Genomic DNA, 18,283 nt, shown 5'->3' with positions numbered 1-18,283 from the left:
TAATGTTCTGCGGACCCTGCTGTCTATATTCCTCCAAGATGGTTGCTGAGGTTCTGCATAAATGATATCTGCTTTACCTTTATCATCACTGTCTGCAGCTCGGAACACCGTATGTCTATACAGTCCCCTGCCTTTAATTCCATGGACGTATCCCCGTCAAAGGATACGACCTGACCGCTGTTAAGGACCTTGATCCTAACCCTGTCCTCCGGTGCCAGCACGATACTCCTGGCATTGAGGGAGTGGGAGCAGATAGGTGTCAGCACCATCATCCTGGCCCCCGGCGCTATGACCGGCCCTCCCGCCGAAAGATTATAGGCTGTGGAGCCTGTAGGCGTGGCTACCAGGACACCGTCTGCCGCGTATTCATTGAGATACTCGTCATTGACATAGACGCTGTATCGAAGCACCTTCAGGGGATCCTTTCTGGTAATGGCAATTTCATTGAGGGCGATATCCTTTAAAAGAGTCTCTTCCCTCCGCCATGCTGTCCCGTGTATCATCATCCGCCGTTCCAACTGGTAACGCTCATTTAACAGGGACTCCAGGACCGGCGCAATGTCTTCCTGGCGGCTCACCTGGTTGAGATATCCCAGATGGCCCCTGTTCACCCCCAGCATGGGAATGTTGCGGCCCGCCAGGTCCCTGGCAGCCTGTATGAGGGTACCGTCCCCTCCGATTGTTATGACGCACTCCGTATCCTCCGGCACCTGGGCCCCGTCAATGTGGGCTGCCCCCCTGGTTCTCTCAGGTGTATGGTGCAGGAGGCATTCTGCTCCCTTTGCCTCCAGGTAAGCCTTGATGAACACCTGGGCCTCCTGTACATATTCTTTGTCAAGATTGGCAATAATATAAAAATGTTTCATGGTTATGGGGCTCCTGACGTTTTTATACGTTATTTATCCATTTGTGCAAACCGCCGGCCGTTTAATCCAGACATCCGTGGGCCTGTTCCACAATGGCACGGGCTGACAATTCATATTCTGTTTGATTTCGTTTCGCCTGATGGTTTTCTGTCTGCTTCATTTCCGCATGCTCTGTTTTTGACTGATTCATTTCTTCCTGATCGGTTGTTTTCTCTCCGGTTATTTTCTGTACATTATCCTCCTGCCCCCCATTTTCCTGCAAAATATTCTGGAGGTACAGAAGATATTCGATATTTCCCTCAGGCCCCTTGATGGGAGAGAATTCCAGCCCCAGTATACCAAAACCAATGCTCCGGGCATAATCCATAACCATCTCTATGACCTCAAGATGAACGCTCTTTTCCCTGACAACGCCCTTCTTTCCCACCTTTTCCCGTCCGGCCTCAAACTGGGGCTTTATCAGGCACACCACCTGGCCTTCATCAGTCAGAAGCTGTTTTACCGGTCCCAGCACTTTTGTCAGGGATATAAAGGACACATCAATGCTGGCAAATTCAATGCGGTCCCCTATATCCTCCGGGGTCACGTACCGGATGTTTGTTTTCTCCATACAGATGACCCTGTCGTCATTGCGCAGCTTCCAGGCAAGCTGTCCATGTCCCACGTCCACGGCATACACCTTCACCGCCCCGTTCTGGAGCATACAGTCCGTAAATCCGCCGGTGGAAGCCCCTACGTCCATACATACCTTGCCTGCCAGCTGAACGCCGAAGCGGCTCATGGCCTTTTCCAGCTTAAGCCCTCCCCGGCTGACATATTTAAGGGTGTTTCCCCTGACCTCAATCTGTACTGTCTCCTCAAAGGACGTGCCCGCCTTATCTTCCTTCTGTCCATTGACATAGACTATCCCTGACATAATCAGGGCCTTGGCCTTTTCCCTGGACTCCGCCAGGTTTCTCTGGACCATAAGCACGTCCAACCGCTCTTTCTTCATTACCGTTCTCCTTATACCGAAGCGGCATTTCCCCTCTGCCTTCCGGCTTAAGGTGCAATGCCGCCTGTATTATCTGCTATCTGTCAATCCTTTTTGCCGATATAACCGCCGGCCTTCATGGTCCGGATAATGGAATCGCTGTCGATTCCCAGTCCTTCCCTTAATATGGACACATTGCCATGCTCCACATATGCGTCAGGAATGGCAATATTAAGTACCTTTACTTCCGGATAGTTCTCATGTATGAATGCAGTGACCACCAGGCCGTAACCGCCCTGGAGCACATTTTCCTCCATGGTAACAATCAGGCGGTGATTTTTCGCCAGACGTGATACCATTTTCCTGTCAAAGGGCTTCACAAACCTGCCGTTGGCAAGGCTGCATCTGTATCCCTCCGCCTTCAGCTTCTGCCGCACATGTTCGCCTGTGCTGACCATGCTGCCCACAGCGAGAAGGGCAATATCCTCTTCCTCGTAAAGTATTTCACCCACACCGTATGATATGGGCTGTCTGAATTCCTTCAGTCCCCGGTACGCCTCGCCTCTGGGATAACGGACAGCCAGAGGGCTGTTATAATCCATGGCAAAGTCCAGCATGGCCCGCAGCTCCCACAGATTCTTGGGGGCCATAACGCTCATGTTGGGAATGGAGGTCAGGAAAGAATAGTCAAAGATTCCCTGATGGGTCTCCCCGTCGCTACCCACAAGCCCTGCCCGGTCCACTGCAAATAGCACCGGCAGGTTCTGGATACAGACATCGTGCAGGACCTGGTCATAGGCCCTCTGCAGGAAAGAGGAATAGACCGCCACCACGGGCCTGAGCCCGGCCGCAGCCATGCCTGCAGCAGACGTGACCGCATGAGCCTCCGCGATTCCCACATCAAAAAAACGGTCCGGAAACTTCTTTCCAAATGCAGCCAGCCCCGTACCGTCAGGCATGGCGGCCGTCACTGCCACCAATTCCGGATGCTCCTGCCCCAGCTGGCAGAGCTTTCTGGAGAACACATCCGTATAGGATGGATTCTTCTGGGATGACAGGGATTGTCCCGTTTTTATATCAAAGGGACCCACTCCGTGAAAATAGGATGGATTCTTTTCCGCCGGACGGTATCCCTTACCCTTTTTCGTCATCACATGGACCAGAACTGCGTGATCCAGCTTCTGGGCCTCCCTCAGCACCTTGCAGAGGGCCTGGATATTATGGCCGTCCACCGGGCCCAGATAGGTAATGCCCATATTTTCAAACAACATACCGGGTATAAACAGCTGTTTTATGCTGTTCTTGGTGCGTTTGATTTTATCTATCATGGCAGTGCCCACCACCGGAATCCGGTCCAGGGCATCTGCCACGCTCTTTTTCAGGTCGTTGTAGCCGCTGCCTGTGCGCAGGCCGTTTAAGTAGCGGGACATGCCCCCTACATTTTCTGAAATGGACATCTTATTGTCATTCAGCACAATGATGAAATTCTTCTTCATCCTGGCGGCATTATTCAGGGCTTCATACGCCATGCCGCCGGTAAGGGCCCCGTCTCCAATGACGGATACCACACGGTAGTCCTCACCTCTGATATCGCGCCCCAGGGCGATTCCCAGCCCCGCAGATATGGAGGTGGAGCTGTGGCCCGTGTCAAAGGAATCATAGGGACTCTCCTTGCGCTTCGGGAATCCGCTCAGGCCTCCGTACTGACGCAGCTCGTCAAATTCCGCCATGCGCCCGCTCAATATCTTATGGGTATAGGACTGGTGCCCCACATCCCATATAACCTTGTCCTCCGGAAGATTTAAGGTCTTAAAAAGGGCGATGGTCAGTTCCACCACGCCCAGATTGGAGGCCAGATGGCCTCCGGTATGGCTGATTTTCTCAATCAGGAAGGTCCGTATCTCCTGGGCCAGTATCTTTAAATCCTCGGGCGGAAGGGCTTTCAGTTCCTCCGGCCCATTAATTTGTTCCAGTATCATAATAACGGTATCTCCAGTCTTACTTCTGACGGCCCACCAATGCGCGGATTAACTGCTCCAGGAAATCATTGTTCCCCGGAAGCTTGTTCAGCTCTTCAATGGCTTCTGTAGAAATCTGTTCCACATCCTTCTTTGCCTTGTCCAGGCCTTCCAGGGTTACATAGGTCGTCTTTTTATTCTTTTCATCGCTTCCTGAAGGTTTGCCGGTCACATCCTGACTTCCCGTCACATCCAGGATATCGTCCTGAATCTGGAATGCCATTCCGATTTTGGCTGCAAGGGATTCCACAATCTTGCAGTCCTCCTCAGCAGCGCCGCCCAGGACAGCGCCTATCAGCATGGAAGCCTCAATCAGCGCTCCCGTCTTCAGACGGTAGATAAATTCCAGCTTGTCTCCCGGTATCGGGCCTCCGGCCAGCTCCACATCCACGGTCTGGCCTCCTATCATGCCGTACACGCCGGTCTTACGGGCAAGAATCCCTATAGCCCGCCCAATCCTGGATAATTCGTCCGGATCAATGCTTGTCTCAAAGGCATTGGCAGCTGTCTCAAAGGCATACATCATAAGGGCGTCCCCGGTAAGCACACCGATGTCCTCGCCGTACTCAGCCCATGTGCTGGCCTTGCCCCTGCGCATCATATCATCATCCATACAGGGAAGATCATCATGCACCAGAGAGGAGGTGTGTATCATCTCCACAGCCGCCATAAAGGGAATCACAGCTTCCAGAAGGGTGCCTGTAAAAAGCCGGCACATCTCCTGCATGAGCATGGGGCGAAGGCGCTTTCCTCCAGCCTTCATGCTGTAATTCATTGCCTCGAAGATAGTCTTCTGATGGCCTGTTTCCTCCGGAAGATAAGTTCCAATTAACTGTTCAATCTCTGCTGTACGCGCATCAAGTTCCTGTTTAAATGTTTCCTTATCACTCATTTTCATCACCCTCACTCAATATCTGAATCTGTTTTTCTACATTGTCTATCTGACCGCTCAGGTACTTCACCAGCTTCATCCCCGCTTCATAGCAGGTGAATGATTCCTCCAGCGTACTGTCCCCGGCTTCCAGTTTTTTTATGATTTCCTCCAGCTGGGCAAAATTTTCCTCAATGCTGGCTTTATTCTCTTCCTTTTCCTGTGTGTCCGTCTTCTTACGCGGCATCCTCTATCCCTCACTTCCCGGCAGTTTCATGGATTCCGTCTCCACGACCCGGGCGTCCACACGCCCGTCCTTAACGCTGACGCGTATTATATCTCCAGGCTCTGCCTGTGTAATGGAGGTGAACGCCCTGCCTCTGGCGTCTGTCACAAATCCGAATCCGCCGCCCAGCTTCTTAAGGGGCGACAATCCGTCCAGTCTCCCTGATAACAGGGCCAGCCTGTGCTTTCCCTCTGTAAGTCCTAAGGCCATACGCGCCTCAAGGCGCCGTCTCCTGTCCTCCAGCTTACGCCGGGACAATCCCAGATTTTCTTCCATCATCCGTTCCAGGCGGCTCTCCATGTCTGCCAGGCGCTGCCTCCTGTCGTTGAGCTGCTTTTCCGGGCTTAGAAGCTTTAAGCGCATACCGCACTGGTCCAGCCGGAAATGCAGCTTTTCCAGCCTGCGCTCCATGGAGCGCTCCAGCACCTGCCTGTACAGATTCACCTGCTCCACAAACTGACCATAATCAAACACAGCCAGTTCCGCTGCCGCTGACGGAGTGGGCGCCCTTAAATCCGCCACATAATCCGCTATGGTCACATCCGTCTCATGCCCCACGGCTGAGATAACCGGGGTGGTGCAGTTAAAGATGGCCCTGGCCACCATTTCCTCGTTAAAAGCCCAGAGGTCTTCGATGGAACCTCCGCCTCTTCCCACAATCAGGACATCTAACCCCATACGGTCCAGAGTCTCTATGCCCTTTGCGATGCTGTACTTTGCCTGCTCTCCCTGGACCAGGGCCGGGTATAATATGAGCTGGACATAGGGATTCCTTCTGGCGGATATATTCATGATGTCACGGATAGCCGCTCCTGTGCCGGCCGTGACGATTCCCACCTTCCTGGCATATTTGGGTATGGGCTGCTTGTAACAGCTGTCAAACATTCCCATTTCCTCCAGCTCATTCCGCAGCTTTTCAAACTGGCGGAACAGGTCTCCCTTTCCTTCCCTGGTAATCTCCTTTGCATAGAGCTGGTATCTTCCGTCCCTCTCGTACACATCCACGGTGCCTGACACCGTAACCTCCTGGCCTTCCCTGAGCTCAAAATCCAGCCCTTTCCTCTGTCCTGCAAACATGACAGCAGCGATCTGCGCGCCGCCGTCCTTCAATGTAAAATAGATATGGCCTGATGTGTGGTACTTACAGTTGCTCACTTCCCCCCGAATGGAAATCCGGTTCAGGGCAAAGTCCTGTGTAAACATGTTCCTGATATATGCAGTTACCTGAGATACGGTGTAAACACTTGCCATACGTCCTGCCTACGCTTCGCTTTCCTTATTCTCCGGAATTTCCTGCGGCTCCTGAGAAGCCTGAATCTCCTGCGGTTCCTGGGGAACTGGAGTTTCCTGGGGCTCCTGAGAAGCCCGAATCTCCTGGGAAGCCTGAATCTCCTGGGAAGCCTGCGTTTCCCGGGGCTCCTGAGTCTCCCCGCAAACCCTGTTCTCTTCCGGCGCTTTGGCCTCTGCGGCAGCCCTGGCTCCCTTGACTACAAACTTGGCCAGTATTCCGTTTACAAAGGACGGAGAATCATTTCCGCCGAACTTTTTCGCCAGCTCCACTGCCTCATTGATGGATACCTTTTCAGGAATGGCGTCGTCGTGGAGCATCTCATACAGGGCCAGGCGCAGGATGGTCAGCTCCACCTTTCCCATGCGCTTGGTCTTCCACCCGGCGGCTGCCTGGTTCAGCTTCTCATCTATCTCAGGAATCTTCTCCATTATGTTTGCTGTTCTTGCCTGAAGATATTCACTGTCTGCCTCTTTTAATTCTACTTTATGCAATACCTGAAGAATACCCGACTCATCTACATCGTCTTCTTCCGGGGACTGGAAATACTGGCCCAGCTGGGCTATGGCCTCTTCCTGCGTCGGGTAGAAGTCAGCCGAGAACAGCATCTTAAAGCAATGCTCCCGCAATTCTCTTCTGGTCATTTTCTCTGCTTGTACTAAAAAGCGGTGGCTTTCCGTACATTTTCCTTTCTTCGTGATGTCCGCTTCTTCCCTTTCCTGGGCATGTCCTAAATAGCCCGGAGATGAAGCCGCTTTAGATATTATAGCAAACCCAGTGCATAAAAACAATAAAAAATGTATAAAACACTCCCCAGGCAACGCTCCGGGGAGTGTTTACAGATATTATATTAAACCGTGGTTTTATCTGCCTTCATCCATATTGACTCCGGCAATCTTTACATTCACATCCAGCACCGTCAGGCCTGTCATATTCTCAATGGCCGTGCTTACCTTTTCCTGAACCTGCTCACTTACGGACGGGATGCTGTATCCGTAGCGGATATTGAGGGACAGGTCTACCGACACATGCTCCTCCGTCACATCCACCTTGACGCCCTTGCTCAGATTCTTCATGCCCAGCTTGCCTACCAGTTCATTGGTAATGTTGCCGGCCATGGAATCCACTCCCTCCACCTCTGTGGCAGCCAGACCGGCAATAATAGCCACTACCTCATCCGCAATCTGTACCTCGCCTATTTTCTCTTTCTCGTATAATTTATGGGTACTGCGATTTTCCTCAGACATCACAACTTACCTCCTGTCAAGACTTAATTATTAGTATTATAACAAATCCGCAAGGATATGTATAGGATTAATTTGTGCGCCCTCTCCTGTCCTTTCTCCGGCCCTTTCTCCCGTCATTCTTCCCCTCTTTTTCTCAGCCGCAGCCTTTCAGACAGCGCATTTCCCCGTAAAAAGGCGGTCAGGAAGCATTTGATGACCGCGACAGTTCCTTCTGAAACGCGTTCAGGTCCTGTCCTTTCAGGGCCCGCTCCAGAAGCTCCGGCATTTTTTGGGGATTACAGGCAAAACAGGGCACATCCATGGACGCAATCCTGCCCGCTATCTGCTCGTCATAATAGGGCTTTCCGCCGTCCGCAATGGCCAGGAGGCAGACCACTGTCACACCGGATTCCTTCATCTCCCGGATGCGCCTTAGAAGTCCCGCCCGGTTGCCGCCTTCCATCAGGTCGCTTACGAGAAAGAACAGGGTTTTTCCCGGATTCTCCATAAACTGCTGGCAGTAGGCCACGGATTTCTCAATGTCCGTACCGCCGCCCAGCTGGAATCCAAACAGCAGATCCACGGGGTCTTCGCATTGTTCGGTCAGGTCCGTGATCTTTGTGTCAAAGGCCACGATTCTGGTTTTAACCGACGCAATGCTGGCCAGAATACAGCTGATAACCGAGGAATAGATGACCGATTCCCCCATGGAACCGCTCTGATCCACGTCCAGGATAACCGTATATTTATTGGCGGCGTTGGACGTGGTCCTGTCATAAAAATAAAAATGCTCCGGCACCAGCCTCTTTAAGTCAGGGTTGTAATTCTTAAGATTCCTGCGTATGGTGTCCTTATAATCCAGGGCCGCCGCTGACGGAATGGGGGAATGTCTCCTTCTGTCCACGGCAGCGGTCACTGCCCGGCGGATATCATCGGCCAGCAGCCTGTTAATTTCCTCCACAATTCTGGATATAAACGCCCGCACCTGGTCCTTGGACCGCCCCGGTATTTGGTCCTTTAAGGCCAGTATCATGGAAGCCAGGTTCATATCCGGCTCCAGGTTCTCCAAAAGCTCCGGCTCAAACAACAGCTGTTTCAGGCCGCAGCGCTCCATTGCATCGGACTGGATGATAGTCACCAGCTCCTTGTCAAACAGGGTTCTGACATCCCCCAGCCATTTGGAAAGGACAGGGGCAGAAGGGCCGTTTCCTGCGCCTCTGCCTCCCGGTACCTTTTTGCCGGCTCCGTCTCCGAATCCGCCGGAGTCCGTCTGATTATAGATGGATGCCAGGGCCTGGTCCATTAAAAGCTGTTCATCTGTCAGCTCCACACCGCCCATTTTTCCAAACTGGGGACTGCTTTCCTCCCCAAGTATCAGGCGCCATCGTTTCATTCTGGTTTCAAGCTCCATATATTCCACCCATCCTATATATCGTCAAAGTCAAAACCGTCCAGGCTGTCAAGCAGCTCCATTTCCTCTCCCTTTAACGGCCCGTTCAGTATCTCTCCTGCCTGGGCCGTATTCACCTGCCATATTTCGCCCAGATTCTCAGCCACATCCAGCTTTTCCCTGGAACTGAAATCAGCAAACGCCCTGCGTAAGAATACCAGGGCCCGCTTAAATTCCTGATCATCCAGAGTATCCATATAGGCGCTCAGCTCCCGCCATAAATCCAGCCTGGCAATAAGCGCATACCGGTTCTTCTTAGACAATCCTGCAAACCATCCTGCCCCCAGTTCCGCCGGAATCCCCCTGGAAAGACGGCGGCGGACCTGACGGCTTAATTCCTCTTCCTCCATCCGGCCCCGCTCCAGCAGGATGGCGGCAGCGAAACCGGATATGCCCGTGTTCAGGTCATCCCTGGAAGCTGTCTCCGCAAGCAGGCGGATAAAACGCTCCTCATCCAGAAAGTCATGGTGGAGACACAGGCTGTTGAGCTGATCCATGGCCTCCATAACGCCCTTTTCCGCCTGACTGCCACAGGTACAGGAATTAAGAAACACCAGACAGGCCCTAAGAAACATCTGATTCAGTACAGGCAGCAGGGGTGTGCTGTCCAGATGACGTATGTTGCCGAACCGCACCACAGCGGAAATGCTCTGCGCTGTACCGGCCAGCTCCATGAAGCCTGCCGCCTCCACCGAGAGCCCCTGCAGAATATCCGTTGCGTAAGCAACCATCTCCGGTATACCGCAGCAGCATGCGGCCTCAATGATATCCGCTGCCTCCCCAATCTGCTCCGCCTTCACGGCCTGCTCCTTCATGGCAAAGGATGCCGCGCCGGCCACAGTATCTCCCTTCAGGGCAGACTCCACCAATTCAATTTCCACTTCCGGGGTCCACCGGATATCCCAGCTCTCCGCCCAGGTGGCAGCTTCCTGCTGCTCCTTTCTCAGAACTGCGAAATGTACTCCCAGCACACGCAGGCGGTGCAGGAAAAATGACTGGCGCAGCTCCCGGTAAGCGGCTGCCTCCGATTTCACATTCAGTTTTTCCCGCAGGTCCAGGTTCAGGGTAAAGGCAGTCTCTGTCTTATACTTTTCCAGTTTCAGTTCCCTTAGCTGCCTGTAAAAATCGTCCTGCAGGCAGGTACGGCTGACTCCCTGGGGAAGCTCCCCCACAGCCGTTCCTATCTCCGTGTCCGCTATGGCTAATGCCAGTTCCGGCAGACTGCCGTGCCCCATGGCCGTCACTGCGGCGTCCCTCAAATCGCGCAGGGAGGGCACGCTGTATCCCTTAAGGCAGGCCAGGGACCTGGCCAGTTCCACTGCCTCAATGACCCCGGCAGAGGATACCGGAAAACCATGCTGCCTCTGATAGCCGGATATGGCTGTAAGGTAGCGGTAGGTTCCCATGTCCCTGTCGCCCTCCAGCAGTGCCTGCCACAGCATCCCGTAGTAGGCAGGCGCCTGATTGCCCGCCCCATAGCCGGAGCGTGTGGACAAACGGTAATAGGAATAAGGCATCAGCGTCACATTGCAGGGCACAGAAGGCAGCAATCCCAACTGCGCATCTGTCATGGCAGGCTCCTCTCCGGCCAGTCCCGCCACATGATAAGCACCTGTCACTGCCACGATTCGTTCTGCCTGAAATCCCTCCTTCAGTGCGTCCTCCAGCTTTCTTCTCATATATGCTTCCCGCACAAGTATCTCCGGCCAGTCGCTGTCACCGCCTGCTGTCAGCTCCCGCAGCTGCCGCCCAAAGGCGTCCGCGCCGTCCCGGTACGCCTCATGATTTTCTGAGTGCTCCATGACACGTTCCCAGAAGGTCTCATGGCCGTCCTCCCCGTTAAACCGGTCCAAAAGCCTGTACACATGCTCAGACGCAGAGCCGGACGTATGTTCCGGGGACGCCTGACCCTCCCCGGCCCGCCGGATTCCCAAAAACACATCCGAGGGCAGGTCCATAAACCGGCACTGCGCCCCATGTTCTTTGGCCCAGACAATGGCCTGGTATTCCGGAGAGTACTCTGCAAAGGGGTACAAAACCGTGCGTATCGGAGAGTCCTTAGTAAACGCCATGACTGCAAACGGCGGCTTGGTCTCCTCCCTCACCATGTCATCCATCAGCCCGTTAAAATCAGAGGGGCCTTCCACCAGAATCAGATCCGGCTGTTTTTCATCCAGAAAGCTTCTCAGATGATAGGCGCCGGCCGGCGACAGATGACGGATACCAAAACAATTCGGATGTCCCATCTATTGGTTCAACTCCTTACACTCTTTATAAAGTCCAAGCCACCGGCTGCCGCGTTTCTTCATAACATTTTCCAGGTATTCCTTCCACGCCAGTCCGTCCTTATCCTCATCCTTGACTACAGCGCCCTGAAGGGCGGACGCCAGGTCATAATCTGTTATTTCCCCATTTCCGAAGCTGCCTGCCAGAGCCATGCTGCCCGCTAAAAGCGAAATGGCCTCGGCAGTGGACAACACGCCTGAGGACGGCTTTACCTTCTGCCTGCCGTCCAGGGTCATGCCTCCCCGCAGTTCCCTGAAAATGGTGCATACCTTTTCCACCACCTCATCATGGGGAATCCCGGCCCTGAGCTCCAGGCTACCTGCCAGCTGCTCCACCCTTGACTTCACAATCTCCATCTCCGTGGACATATCGGACGGCGGCGGGAGGATAACGATGTTAAATCTCCGCTTCAGGGCTGCGGACATCTCGTTGACTCCCTTGTCCCTTGTGTTGGCTGTGGCAATGACGGAAAATCCTTTCTGGGCAGGCAGTTCCAGCGCCAGCTCCGGTATGGAGATGCGCTTTTCCGACAAAATGGAAATCAATGCGTCCTGTACCTCACTGGCGCACCTGGATATCTCCTCAAAACGGGCAATGCTGCCTGTCTCCATGGCGCGGTATACAGGGCTTTTTATCATGGCCTCCCTGGACGGCCCCTGGGCTATGAGCATGGCGTAATTCCATGAATAACGTATGTGCTCCTCCGTGGTGCCTGCGGTTCCCTGTATCACCTTGGTGGAATCCCCGTTGATGGCTGCGGTCAGGTGCTCGGACAGCCAGGACTTTGCGGTTCCCGGCTCCCCGATCAGGAGCAGGGCCCTGTCCGTTACCAGGGTGGCAATGGCGATTTCCACCAGCCTGCGGTTTCCGATGTATTTGGGTGTGATTTCCTTTCCGCCAACAGTTCCTCCCGTGATATAGGTGAGGACGGAACGTGGACTCATTCTCCAGCCCGTGGGAACCGGGTCCTGTTCCGCTGCAATCAGTGCGTCAATTTCCTCCTGGTAGAGCTGTTCCGCAGGCAGTCGCTGCACGCTCTCTTCTTTTCCTGCTATTTTTCCCATGATATCCTCCAAGTCTCACTTTATTTTCCCGCAGATATGGTCCGTCAGCCCTGTCCCGGCAGACCGGCAGCCTCGTTGATGGCCTTTCTGCAATAATCATTGGCATCCCAGCTTCTTCTCTCGGAGCTTCCTTTCGGGAAGCCGCACAAGATACGGTCGATCTCCCGAAGCTCCGTCTGACGCTCCTCTTCTGTCATGGGAAGCTGATTCATCTGATGCTGTACGGACCACAGTGATATGCCGGCATTGGGATTCTTTTTCACATATGTGCTTATAAGTCCCTTGAAATCCTTCCAGCCGCTCTGTGCCAGAATGCCGTACAGCTCCCGGTTATCCGTCACGGTCAGAGCCCTCTTATAAAAATAGGATCCCTTCTCAGCCCTTTTCGCTGCCGGCAGCATGGAGAACAGGATTTTGTCCCGGTCAGTTTCCCGTTGTCTGCCTGCTGCGTCCAGTCCCGCGGCTGTGTCATTTCCAAATATCCTGGCATCCATCAGCATATCCATCCATCGGGAATCCGGCTTCTCATAAAGCCTGCGCCCGATGCGGTGGGCTGTCCCGGACTTTTCGTCCACACGGCAGAGGATTTCACACTCCCCGTCTTCCCGGATACAGTGAATCCGGCCCAGCACAGCCAGCACGGCCGTTCTGGTCTTGCGTTTATCTTCTTTTCCCAGCAGGGAATCCCTGGGAATCTTTCTGCAATAGGATTCATAGACAAAGGCAGCGGGTTTTGTCAGAAAATCAGCTGCCAGGGCTGGTCCCAGCCAGCTCCTCTCCTGCTCACCGGCCAGCTCCCCTGCCAGGGAAATCAGCCGTTCATCCTGGCTGTAAATAATGGAATCTATCAGCATGGCGGGAAATTTCAGCCAGAACTCCGGGCCCGCCGGGTTCATACGGGCTGCCCTGCGGTATACTTCCTGCATGGCCCCGGAGCCTTTGCCCGGAAGGGCCGTAAGCAGCTGGCTCATAAGTCCGTCAAACTCTTTTTTGCTCATGGTTTCCTTTTGGTTCAGGGTTTCTTCTATTATCCCGGCCAGCCGGTCTGAAACCAGGTCGGATTTGGAAAAACGGAGATACCCCACGATCTCCCGCCCCTTCTTTTTAAACTGCTCCTCCCAGTATGCATCTGTCTCTTCCTGCTCCATCATGCCCAGCACCTGCTCTGTCATCTCCAGGCATAGTCCCTTTTCTGTCCGTGCCAAATCTAACAGCACGCCTGTGTTTTCCGTATTAAACCGGAGGGCATGGATAGCCTCTGCCCTCAGTTCCTTCTTCGCCCGTTTAAGAAGGCCCAGATAAAATTCATTTTCCGCCCCGCCGCATATGGACTCTATGACCCTGAGCCTGTGTATCCGCCCGTTATCCGTGGTCTCCCAGAATCCCCGCTTCACAAGCGGAACAATCTGTCCATCCTTCCCAGACAGAAACTTCTCTGCCGCATCTGCTATCTCCGCATACCGGTCCGAAAGAGCCGTTATGACAGCCGCCTGCAGACGGTAATCCTCAAAAACAAGGGGATGCTCCTCCATGGCCTCGGTGATGGGCACCAGCCGTCCTCCTCCGGACTCCGTCAGCGCCTGCTCCAGGGGATGAACCTGGCTGTAGGGCAGGCACGGCGCATAACTGCGTGATATCAGCTCCAGCGGCCGGGGCCCTGCCTCAGCCCCCGCCTCTGGTTCAGGCCGGGTCAGTGCATCCCCGCTGTCCTGTCCTATATGATAACCGGTCTCATATCCGGCCTGGGTACACAAAAGGGCCTCTGACAGGGCCAGGGCATCTAACAGACAGCCCGGACGGTCCTCACAGTCCGGTGCCATAACGTTCTCTGCCATTGTATACAATTTTTTTATCACCGGCACGGCCTGGGCCAGGGGCCGGATCTGCTCCACTGCCCTCCTGAGCCGGAAATCATCTCCAATCAGGTTCACCCCGGCCACTGCCGCTGCTCCAAGGCGCTCATGGAGTTCATATAATCCCTGCAATTCCATGGTAATTCCTCCCTTTCCTGGTTCTGTCCGTCAATAGAGCAGGCGGACCACTTCTTTTGCCGTGATGATTGAATAGGGGTGCAGACATATCCTATGTCTGCTCCTGTCATACCAGAGAACTCCGAACATCACCTGATTTCCTGCCATCTGCCTGTCAGGCAGGATGTCCAGGCGGCAGACAGACGGCCTGTCCCCCGGCCTGTCCTTCAGTTCTATGGTGCTGTTGCCGCAGTACATTATGTATTCCCGCTGCTCCCCCTTGACGCCTTCTGTGCCGACTGTCCCCAGCCCGTCATAGGATACCAGACAGCCGAACCGCCCGTCCGACAATGTGTTTTTAAGCTCATTCTTTGCCGCCTTTACCAGTTCGGGAAGGGATGAAGAGGCCTTATCACGGGCTTCTGCCAGCAGTTCTCCGGTCACCGGCAGGAATTCCTGTCCCTCCCAGCGTATCCTCCGTCCGTTCTCTCCCGGATAATACACCAGCATGGGCACCCTGAGCGCTTCCGTCACGGAATCCTCTTCCTTCACATACTTGAGGGCCTTCACAGGGCGGTAATTATAGGTAATATCAATCTCACCGCTGTCCAAATCCAGCCACCAGCCCTTGTCCACCAGTTCCCTTCTGGCCCCGTCATAGCTGACATGAAAGGACAGCTGGAGCAGGCGTACGTTTTCCTTTTTAAGCCCCAGCTCTATCAGCCTATCCAGGTTCCAGATTCCGCCCAGCTCCTCATACAGGACGCTTGCGTCATCCTCCACCTGGCCCTGCTCCAGCTTTTCCGTCAGATAAGCCCTTGACTTTTTTATCAGGGCCCGGAGAAATACCAGGATTCTTACGGCCTCTTTGTAATCCCCTTTTCCATCCTCCTTAAGCCGCGAAACCTCCAGCACAAGGGACTGCACCAGTCTTTGGGGACCCGGAAGGTAGTAATCCCCCAGCTGCTTTGCCAGGTCCTGGTATACCTTCACCGATGTTCCGTTCAGGGTTCCCAGTCCTGCCTCCACCAGCTCCCTCACCACCTTCTCCGCCAGGTCCAGTCCCTCCAGCTGTTTCTTAAGCTTCTTTGTCCTGGCTGCCTGATTCGTCTTTTTAGGGGCCCTGGGCCTGTCACCCTGACTCTCCTTTTTTCCTGCCCTGACATCCTTCTTCGCCCTTTTATCCAATATATCCTGGGGAATGTCACAGATATCCCAATGGCGGCCCTGTGACAGCTCCATCATGAGAGCCAGACCATGTTTGCACGGAAACTGCCTGCTGGGGCAGCTGCAGCGGCACACCGGGGCGTCATTGTCCGCAAAATCCAGGGTCACCCTGTAGGCCGAACTGCCGCTTCCCTTGCAGGAGCCCATGTAAAAGGTGTCGTCCTCTGACCGGGCATGTTCTGTGAAACCTCCGCTTTTGACAATTTTTCTTGCATTATTGACCGCATTGGCATTGGGAGCCATGGCGGCAATCTGCTGTTCCGGGATTTCCCTCATAATATCCTCCATCCTGTACACGAACTGCGGTACAACTATGTGATTGGTTATTTATTCCATTATACGGAAATTTGGAGGGGGTTGCAATGGAAAGTGGGGCAAAGCGTAAAAAGGCTGCCGCCTTTCCGGTCTTTCAACCGTTAAAGCGGCAGCCCGGCCTTCTGTGTTCCTTCTGCCTATTCTGCCATATTGAGCAGTGTAATGATAATCTGGTCTGCTCCCACCTCTGCCTTGCGTTTCACAATGTCCTCAATCTGGGCCCGCTGGGGATCCGTTATGGAAGGAGCGTTGATTACCACATCCACCTTATCCTTGGTGATGCTGACAACCGGATCTGAGAAGCCTTTTGCCATCAGGAGGGTTTCTGCGGCATTTTCCTTCTCGGAAACCTCGGTCAGGTCAATCATGTCCTGGATGGCCTGCTGTTTGGCTGCTTCGTCAATGCTGTCACTGTTAATCAGGCTCATCAGTGTCTCTTTGTTCTTGGCGCGCACCTGCTCCCTGCTGAGCTGCACGTTTGCTATGTAATCAGCCACGTTCATGCCGCTGGTCAGTACGGCTTCCCCGGGATTCTCCAGGCCGGCCTGGGCGGAGCTGTCCGTATCAGCCGCTGCCATCTGCCCCGGATCAGCTGCCTGGGTAGCCTCCTCAACTCCTGTGCCGTCTCCGGCCTGGGCCAGCTGTCCCTGGTCAGCCCCGGTATCGGCTGCCGCCTGGGCGCCGTCTGCGTCGCTTACCGCATCCAGGTCAGAAGGGTCCTGGTCCAGGCTGGGAATCTCCTGTAGTCCGGCCTGGCCGTTTAAGGAGGCTGCCTGGTTCTCCGCCAGGATATCTTCATCCGAAATGTCCATGGCGCCTGCCTCATACACCCGGTTGCCGCTTGCCAAATCCTTCTTCCCCGCGTAGTTCAGATATCCGGCTGCCGCAATCATGACAGCCAGTGTCGTGATGATGATTTGGTTCCTGCGGAAGAGACGTTTCATGTTCATGTCCTTCATGTGCTCTTTTACCTGTTTCATATTCTTGATTTTCATATCCTGCACTCCTTTATTTATTCCACCCTCTTTAATACTTTTATTTTATGTGCCGGCAGGCCAAATAATGCTTCCATAGCCTCAGAAATTTCAGCTTTTACAGTTGGGCTGCCTCCGCCCTCTGCGCTGATGATGATTCCCGATATCTCCGGACTCAGTTCTTTTTCAACAATGGGCGCGTTTGTACTGCTGCCGGAACCGCTTCCTGCCAGTATGGTATTCTCCTGTATCTGGTTGTTTGTCACATCCCTGGTGCCTCCCCCTGAATCCTTTTCCTGGGTGGTACTGGTATTCGTGGAGCGATCCACCCGCAGCACCTTTTCGCTGGAGGATTTAAGCACCACCATGACATCCACCTTCCCCACGCCGTCCACGGACTTTAATATATTCCTGATTCTGTTTTCCATCTGTGCTTCATAGGATCCGTCCTCGGATGTGCGGGCCGCCGCCGGGTAGGAATCTTCCCGGCCGTCTGATGCGCCTGCCCCATTTCCGTCCGGCCCCTGGGCCATCCCGTTTTGGGAGGAGCCCTGGCCAAAGCCGCTGTCCTCTCCGCTGCCGTTTGTATTGTCCTTTGTCCACAGCGGAACCGCCCCTGCGCCCTCTGTGCCGGCCCCCGCGATCTGCCCGCCGGCATTCTTATCCTTCTTGCTTCCTCCGGGCAGGGGAAAGGAGAGAATCATGAGAAGAACTCCTATAAGAAGCAATAACAGCCACTTTTCCTTAGTCATTTTTCCATTGAATCTGGATATCCGATTCTTCCAGCCCATAGTACTGCGCCACCTTTCCTGTTAAATGGTTTATTTTTTTGTCCGCCGCCATGCCTCCTGCCTCCCCCTCCCCCTGTTCCGGTGTGTCCCCGTTATTCTCCACGCCTCCGGTCTCCGGCAGCTCTCCCAGCTCCACATCCTCAACCTTCACACTGTCAATCCTCCCCGCGTCCACATTCACAGGCCTGCTCCCCATATAATCCCAGCTGCCCTGCTCTGTATCCGCCTTCTTCCCGCTGATGACCAGACCGATTCCTTCAATCTGCCCATAACGGCTGCTGTTTCTGTCACCGTCAATCTGTACGCTGGCTCCGGTGCATTCCAGTCCCTCCGCCCTGGCCATGGCCTCCACATCCGCTGCCACTGCCTGCTCATATTCACGGATGACCTGGTCCAGACGCCGTTCTTCCATCCCCCAAAGATCCTGCTTCAAATCATCCGTATCATTCTGAAAAGAAATGGATTTAAACATGGACGATATCTGCTCATCCAGGTGCAGCCCTCCTGTAAATGGGCTCACTACCAGAAGAATCAGGACCATGCCCGAAAAAAAGCGGATATATTTGCCGTATTTGGAATCCGCCAGAAGATTATTTACCACAGAAAGAAAAATCATGTAGTATATGATGTTCTTCACCCATCCATAGACAGCTTCCATAGGCATCTCCTTTTATTTAA

Annotated in this window: 16 protein-coding genes; all 16 read right to left on the bottom strand. The window is 53.9% G+C overall.

All coding sequences use genetic code 11. From position 1 onward, the window contains the following. Positions 1-23: 23 nt before the first annotated feature. Complete coding sequence (locus LI015_RS14480; protein ID WP_002569664.1) at positions 24-866, bottom strand: NAD(+)/NADH kinase; 843 nt, start codon at positions 864-866, stop codon at positions 24-26. Between the two features lie 61 nt (positions 867-927). Then, complete coding sequence (locus tag LI015_RS14475) at positions 928-1,860, bottom strand: TlyA family RNA methyltransferase (RefSeq protein WP_002569665.1); 933 nt, start codon at positions 1,858-1,860, stop codon at positions 928-930. An 83-nt stretch (positions 1,861-1,943) separates the two neighbouring features. Further along, a complete protein-coding gene (gene dxs / locus LI015_RS14470) occupies positions 1,944-3,818 on the bottom strand; it encodes a 1-deoxy-D-xylulose-5-phosphate synthase (RefSeq protein WP_195633066.1) in 1,875 nt (624 codons plus the stop codon). Between the two features lie 19 nt (positions 3,819-3,837). Beyond that, entirely contained in the window at positions 3,838-4,749 is a 912-nt protein-coding gene (locus LI015_RS14465) for a polyprenyl synthetase family protein (protein WP_117627270.1), read from the bottom strand. Continuing rightward, the gene (xseB, locus tag LI015_RS14460; protein WP_002569668.1) at positions 4,742-4,975 is read right to left on the bottom strand and encodes an exodeoxyribonuclease VII small subunit; all 234 of its coding nucleotides are present in this window, start codon (positions 4,973-4,975) and stop codon (positions 4,742-4,744) included. Before xseB ends, LI015_RS14465 begins: the two co-directional genes overlap by 8 nt. A 3-nt stretch (positions 4,976-4,978) precedes the next feature. Next, the gene (xseA, locus tag LI015_RS14455) at positions 4,979-6,265 is read right to left on the bottom strand and encodes an exodeoxyribonuclease VII large subunit (protein ID WP_002569669.1); all 1,287 of its coding nucleotides are present in this window, start codon (positions 6,263-6,265) and stop codon (positions 4,979-4,981) included. A gap of 9 nt (positions 6,266-6,274) precedes the next feature. Continuing rightward, positions 6,275-6,946: a transcription antitermination factor NusB gene (gene nusB, locus LI015_RS14450; RefSeq protein WP_080548706.1), complete on the bottom strand. Its 672-nt coding sequence runs from the start codon at positions 6,944-6,946 to the stop codon at positions 6,275-6,277. 219 nt (positions 6,947-7,165) lie between these two features. Continuing rightward, entirely contained in the window at positions 7,166-7,549 is a 384-nt protein-coding gene (locus tag LI015_RS14445) for an Asp23/Gls24 family envelope stress response protein (protein WP_002569671.1), read from the bottom strand. Between the two features lie 178 nt (positions 7,550-7,727). Next, the gene (locus LI015_RS14440) at positions 7,728-8,939 is read right to left on the bottom strand and encodes a VWA domain-containing protein (RefSeq protein WP_227125483.1); all 1,212 of its coding nucleotides are present in this window, start codon (positions 8,937-8,939) and stop codon (positions 7,728-7,730) included. A 14-nt stretch (positions 8,940-8,953) separates the two neighbouring features. Then, positions 8,954-11,224, bottom strand: coding sequence for a DUF5682 family protein (locus LI015_RS14435; protein WP_227125480.1), 2,271 nt, complete (start codon positions 11,222-11,224; stop codon positions 8,954-8,956). Beyond that, the gene (locus LI015_RS14430; RefSeq protein WP_002569674.1) at positions 11,225-12,328 is read right to left on the bottom strand and encodes an AAA family ATPase; all 1,104 of its coding nucleotides are present in this window, start codon (positions 12,326-12,328) and stop codon (positions 11,225-11,227) included. A gap of 44 nt (positions 12,329-12,372) precedes the next feature. Continuing rightward, positions 12,373-14,319 (bottom strand): hypothetical protein, encoded by a 1,947-nt coding sequence (locus tag LI015_RS14425; RefSeq protein WP_227125467.1) that lies wholly within the window; start codon positions 14,317-14,319, stop codon positions 12,373-12,375. Between the two features lie 30 nt (positions 14,320-14,349). Further along, positions 14,350-15,801: an SWIM zinc finger family protein gene (locus LI015_RS14420; protein ID WP_002569676.1), complete on the bottom strand. Its 1,452-nt coding sequence runs from the start codon at positions 15,799-15,801 to the stop codon at positions 14,350-14,352. 176 nt (positions 15,802-15,977) lie between these two features. Beyond that, entirely contained in the window at positions 15,978-16,835 is an 858-nt protein-coding gene (locus LI015_RS14415; protein ID WP_002569677.1) for a SpoIIIAH-like family protein, read from the bottom strand. A 17-nt stretch (positions 16,836-16,852) separates the two neighbouring features. Continuing rightward, positions 16,853-17,605, bottom strand: a complete 753-nt coding sequence (locus LI015_RS14410; protein ID WP_002572161.1) for a stage III sporulation protein AG — start codon at positions 17,603-17,605, stop codon at positions 16,853-16,855. Further along, positions 17,559-18,263, bottom strand: coding sequence for a stage III sporulation protein AF (locus LI015_RS14405; RefSeq protein ID WP_002572160.1), 705 nt, complete (start codon positions 18,261-18,263; stop codon positions 17,559-17,561). The genes LI015_RS14410 and LI015_RS14405 overlap by 47 nt, the downstream gene beginning before the upstream one ends. Positions 18,264-18,283 lie beyond the last annotated feature (20 nt).

The organism is Enterocloster sp. 210928-DFI.2.20, from assembly GCF_020554465.1.
GTDB lineage: Bacteria > Bacillota > Clostridia > Lachnospirales > Lachnospiraceae > Enterocloster > Enterocloster bolteae.
This window is presented reverse-complemented; position numbering and strand designations above follow the sequence as displayed.

Excerpts from the sequence above, each read along its gene's own strand:
- LI015_RS14410 (WP_002572161.1), bottom strand. The coding sequence starts at position 17,605 with ATGGGCTGGAAGAATCGGATATCCAGATTCAATGGAAAAATGACTAAG.
- dxs (WP_195633066.1), bottom strand. The coding sequence starts at position 3,818 with ATGATACTGGAACAAATTAATGGGCCGGAGGAACTGAAAGCCCTTCCG.
- LI015_RS14420 (WP_002569676.1), bottom strand. The coding sequence starts at position 15,801 with ATGAGGGAAATCCCGGAACAGCAGATTGCCGCCATGGCTCCCAATGCC.
- LI015_RS14440 (WP_227125483.1), bottom strand. The coding sequence starts at position 8,939 with ATGGAGCTTGAAACCAGAATGAAACGATGGCGCCTGATACTTGGGGAG.
- xseB (WP_002569668.1), bottom strand. The coding sequence starts at position 4,975 with ATGCCGCGTAAGAAGACGGACACACAGGAAAAGGAAGAGAATAAAGCC.
- LI015_RS14405 (WP_002572160.1), bottom strand. The coding sequence starts at position 18,263 with ATGGAAGCTGTCTATGGATGGGTGAAGAACATCATATACTACATGATT.
- LI015_RS14435 (WP_227125480.1), bottom strand. The coding sequence starts at position 11,224 with ATGGGACATCCGAATTGTTTTGGTATCCGTCATCTGTCGCCGGCCGGC.
- LI015_RS14475 (WP_002569665.1), bottom strand. The coding sequence starts at position 1,860 with ATGAAGAAAGAGCGGTTGGACGTGCTTATGGTCCAGAGAAACCTGGCG.
- LI015_RS14480 (WP_002569664.1), bottom strand. The coding sequence starts at position 866 with ATGAAACATTTTTATATTATTGCCAATCTTGACAAAGAATATGTACAG.
- LI015_RS14465 (WP_117627270.1), bottom strand. The coding sequence starts at position 4,749 with ATGAGTGATAAGGAAACATTTAAACAGGAACTTGATGCGCGTACAGCA.
- LI015_RS14425 (WP_227125467.1), bottom strand. The coding sequence starts at position 14,319 with ATGGAATTGCAGGGATTATATGAACTCCATGAGCGCCTTGGAGCAGCG.
- LI015_RS14445 (WP_002569671.1), bottom strand. The coding sequence starts at position 7,549 with ATGTCTGAGGAAAATCGCAGTACCCATAAATTATACGAGAAAGAGAAA.
- LI015_RS14415 (WP_002569677.1), bottom strand. The coding sequence starts at position 16,835 with ATGAAAATCAAGAATATGAAACAGGTAAAAGAGCACATGAAGGACATG.
- xseA (WP_002569669.1), bottom strand. The coding sequence starts at position 6,265 with ATGGCAAGTGTTTACACCGTATCTCAGGTAACTGCATATATCAGGAAC.
- nusB (WP_080548706.1), bottom strand. The coding sequence starts at position 6,946 with ATGACCAGAAGAGAATTGCGGGAGCATTGCTTTAAGATGCTGTTCTCG.
- LI015_RS14430 (WP_002569674.1), bottom strand. The coding sequence starts at position 12,328 with ATGGGAAAAATAGCAGGAAAAGAAGAGAGCGTGCAGCGACTGCCTGCG.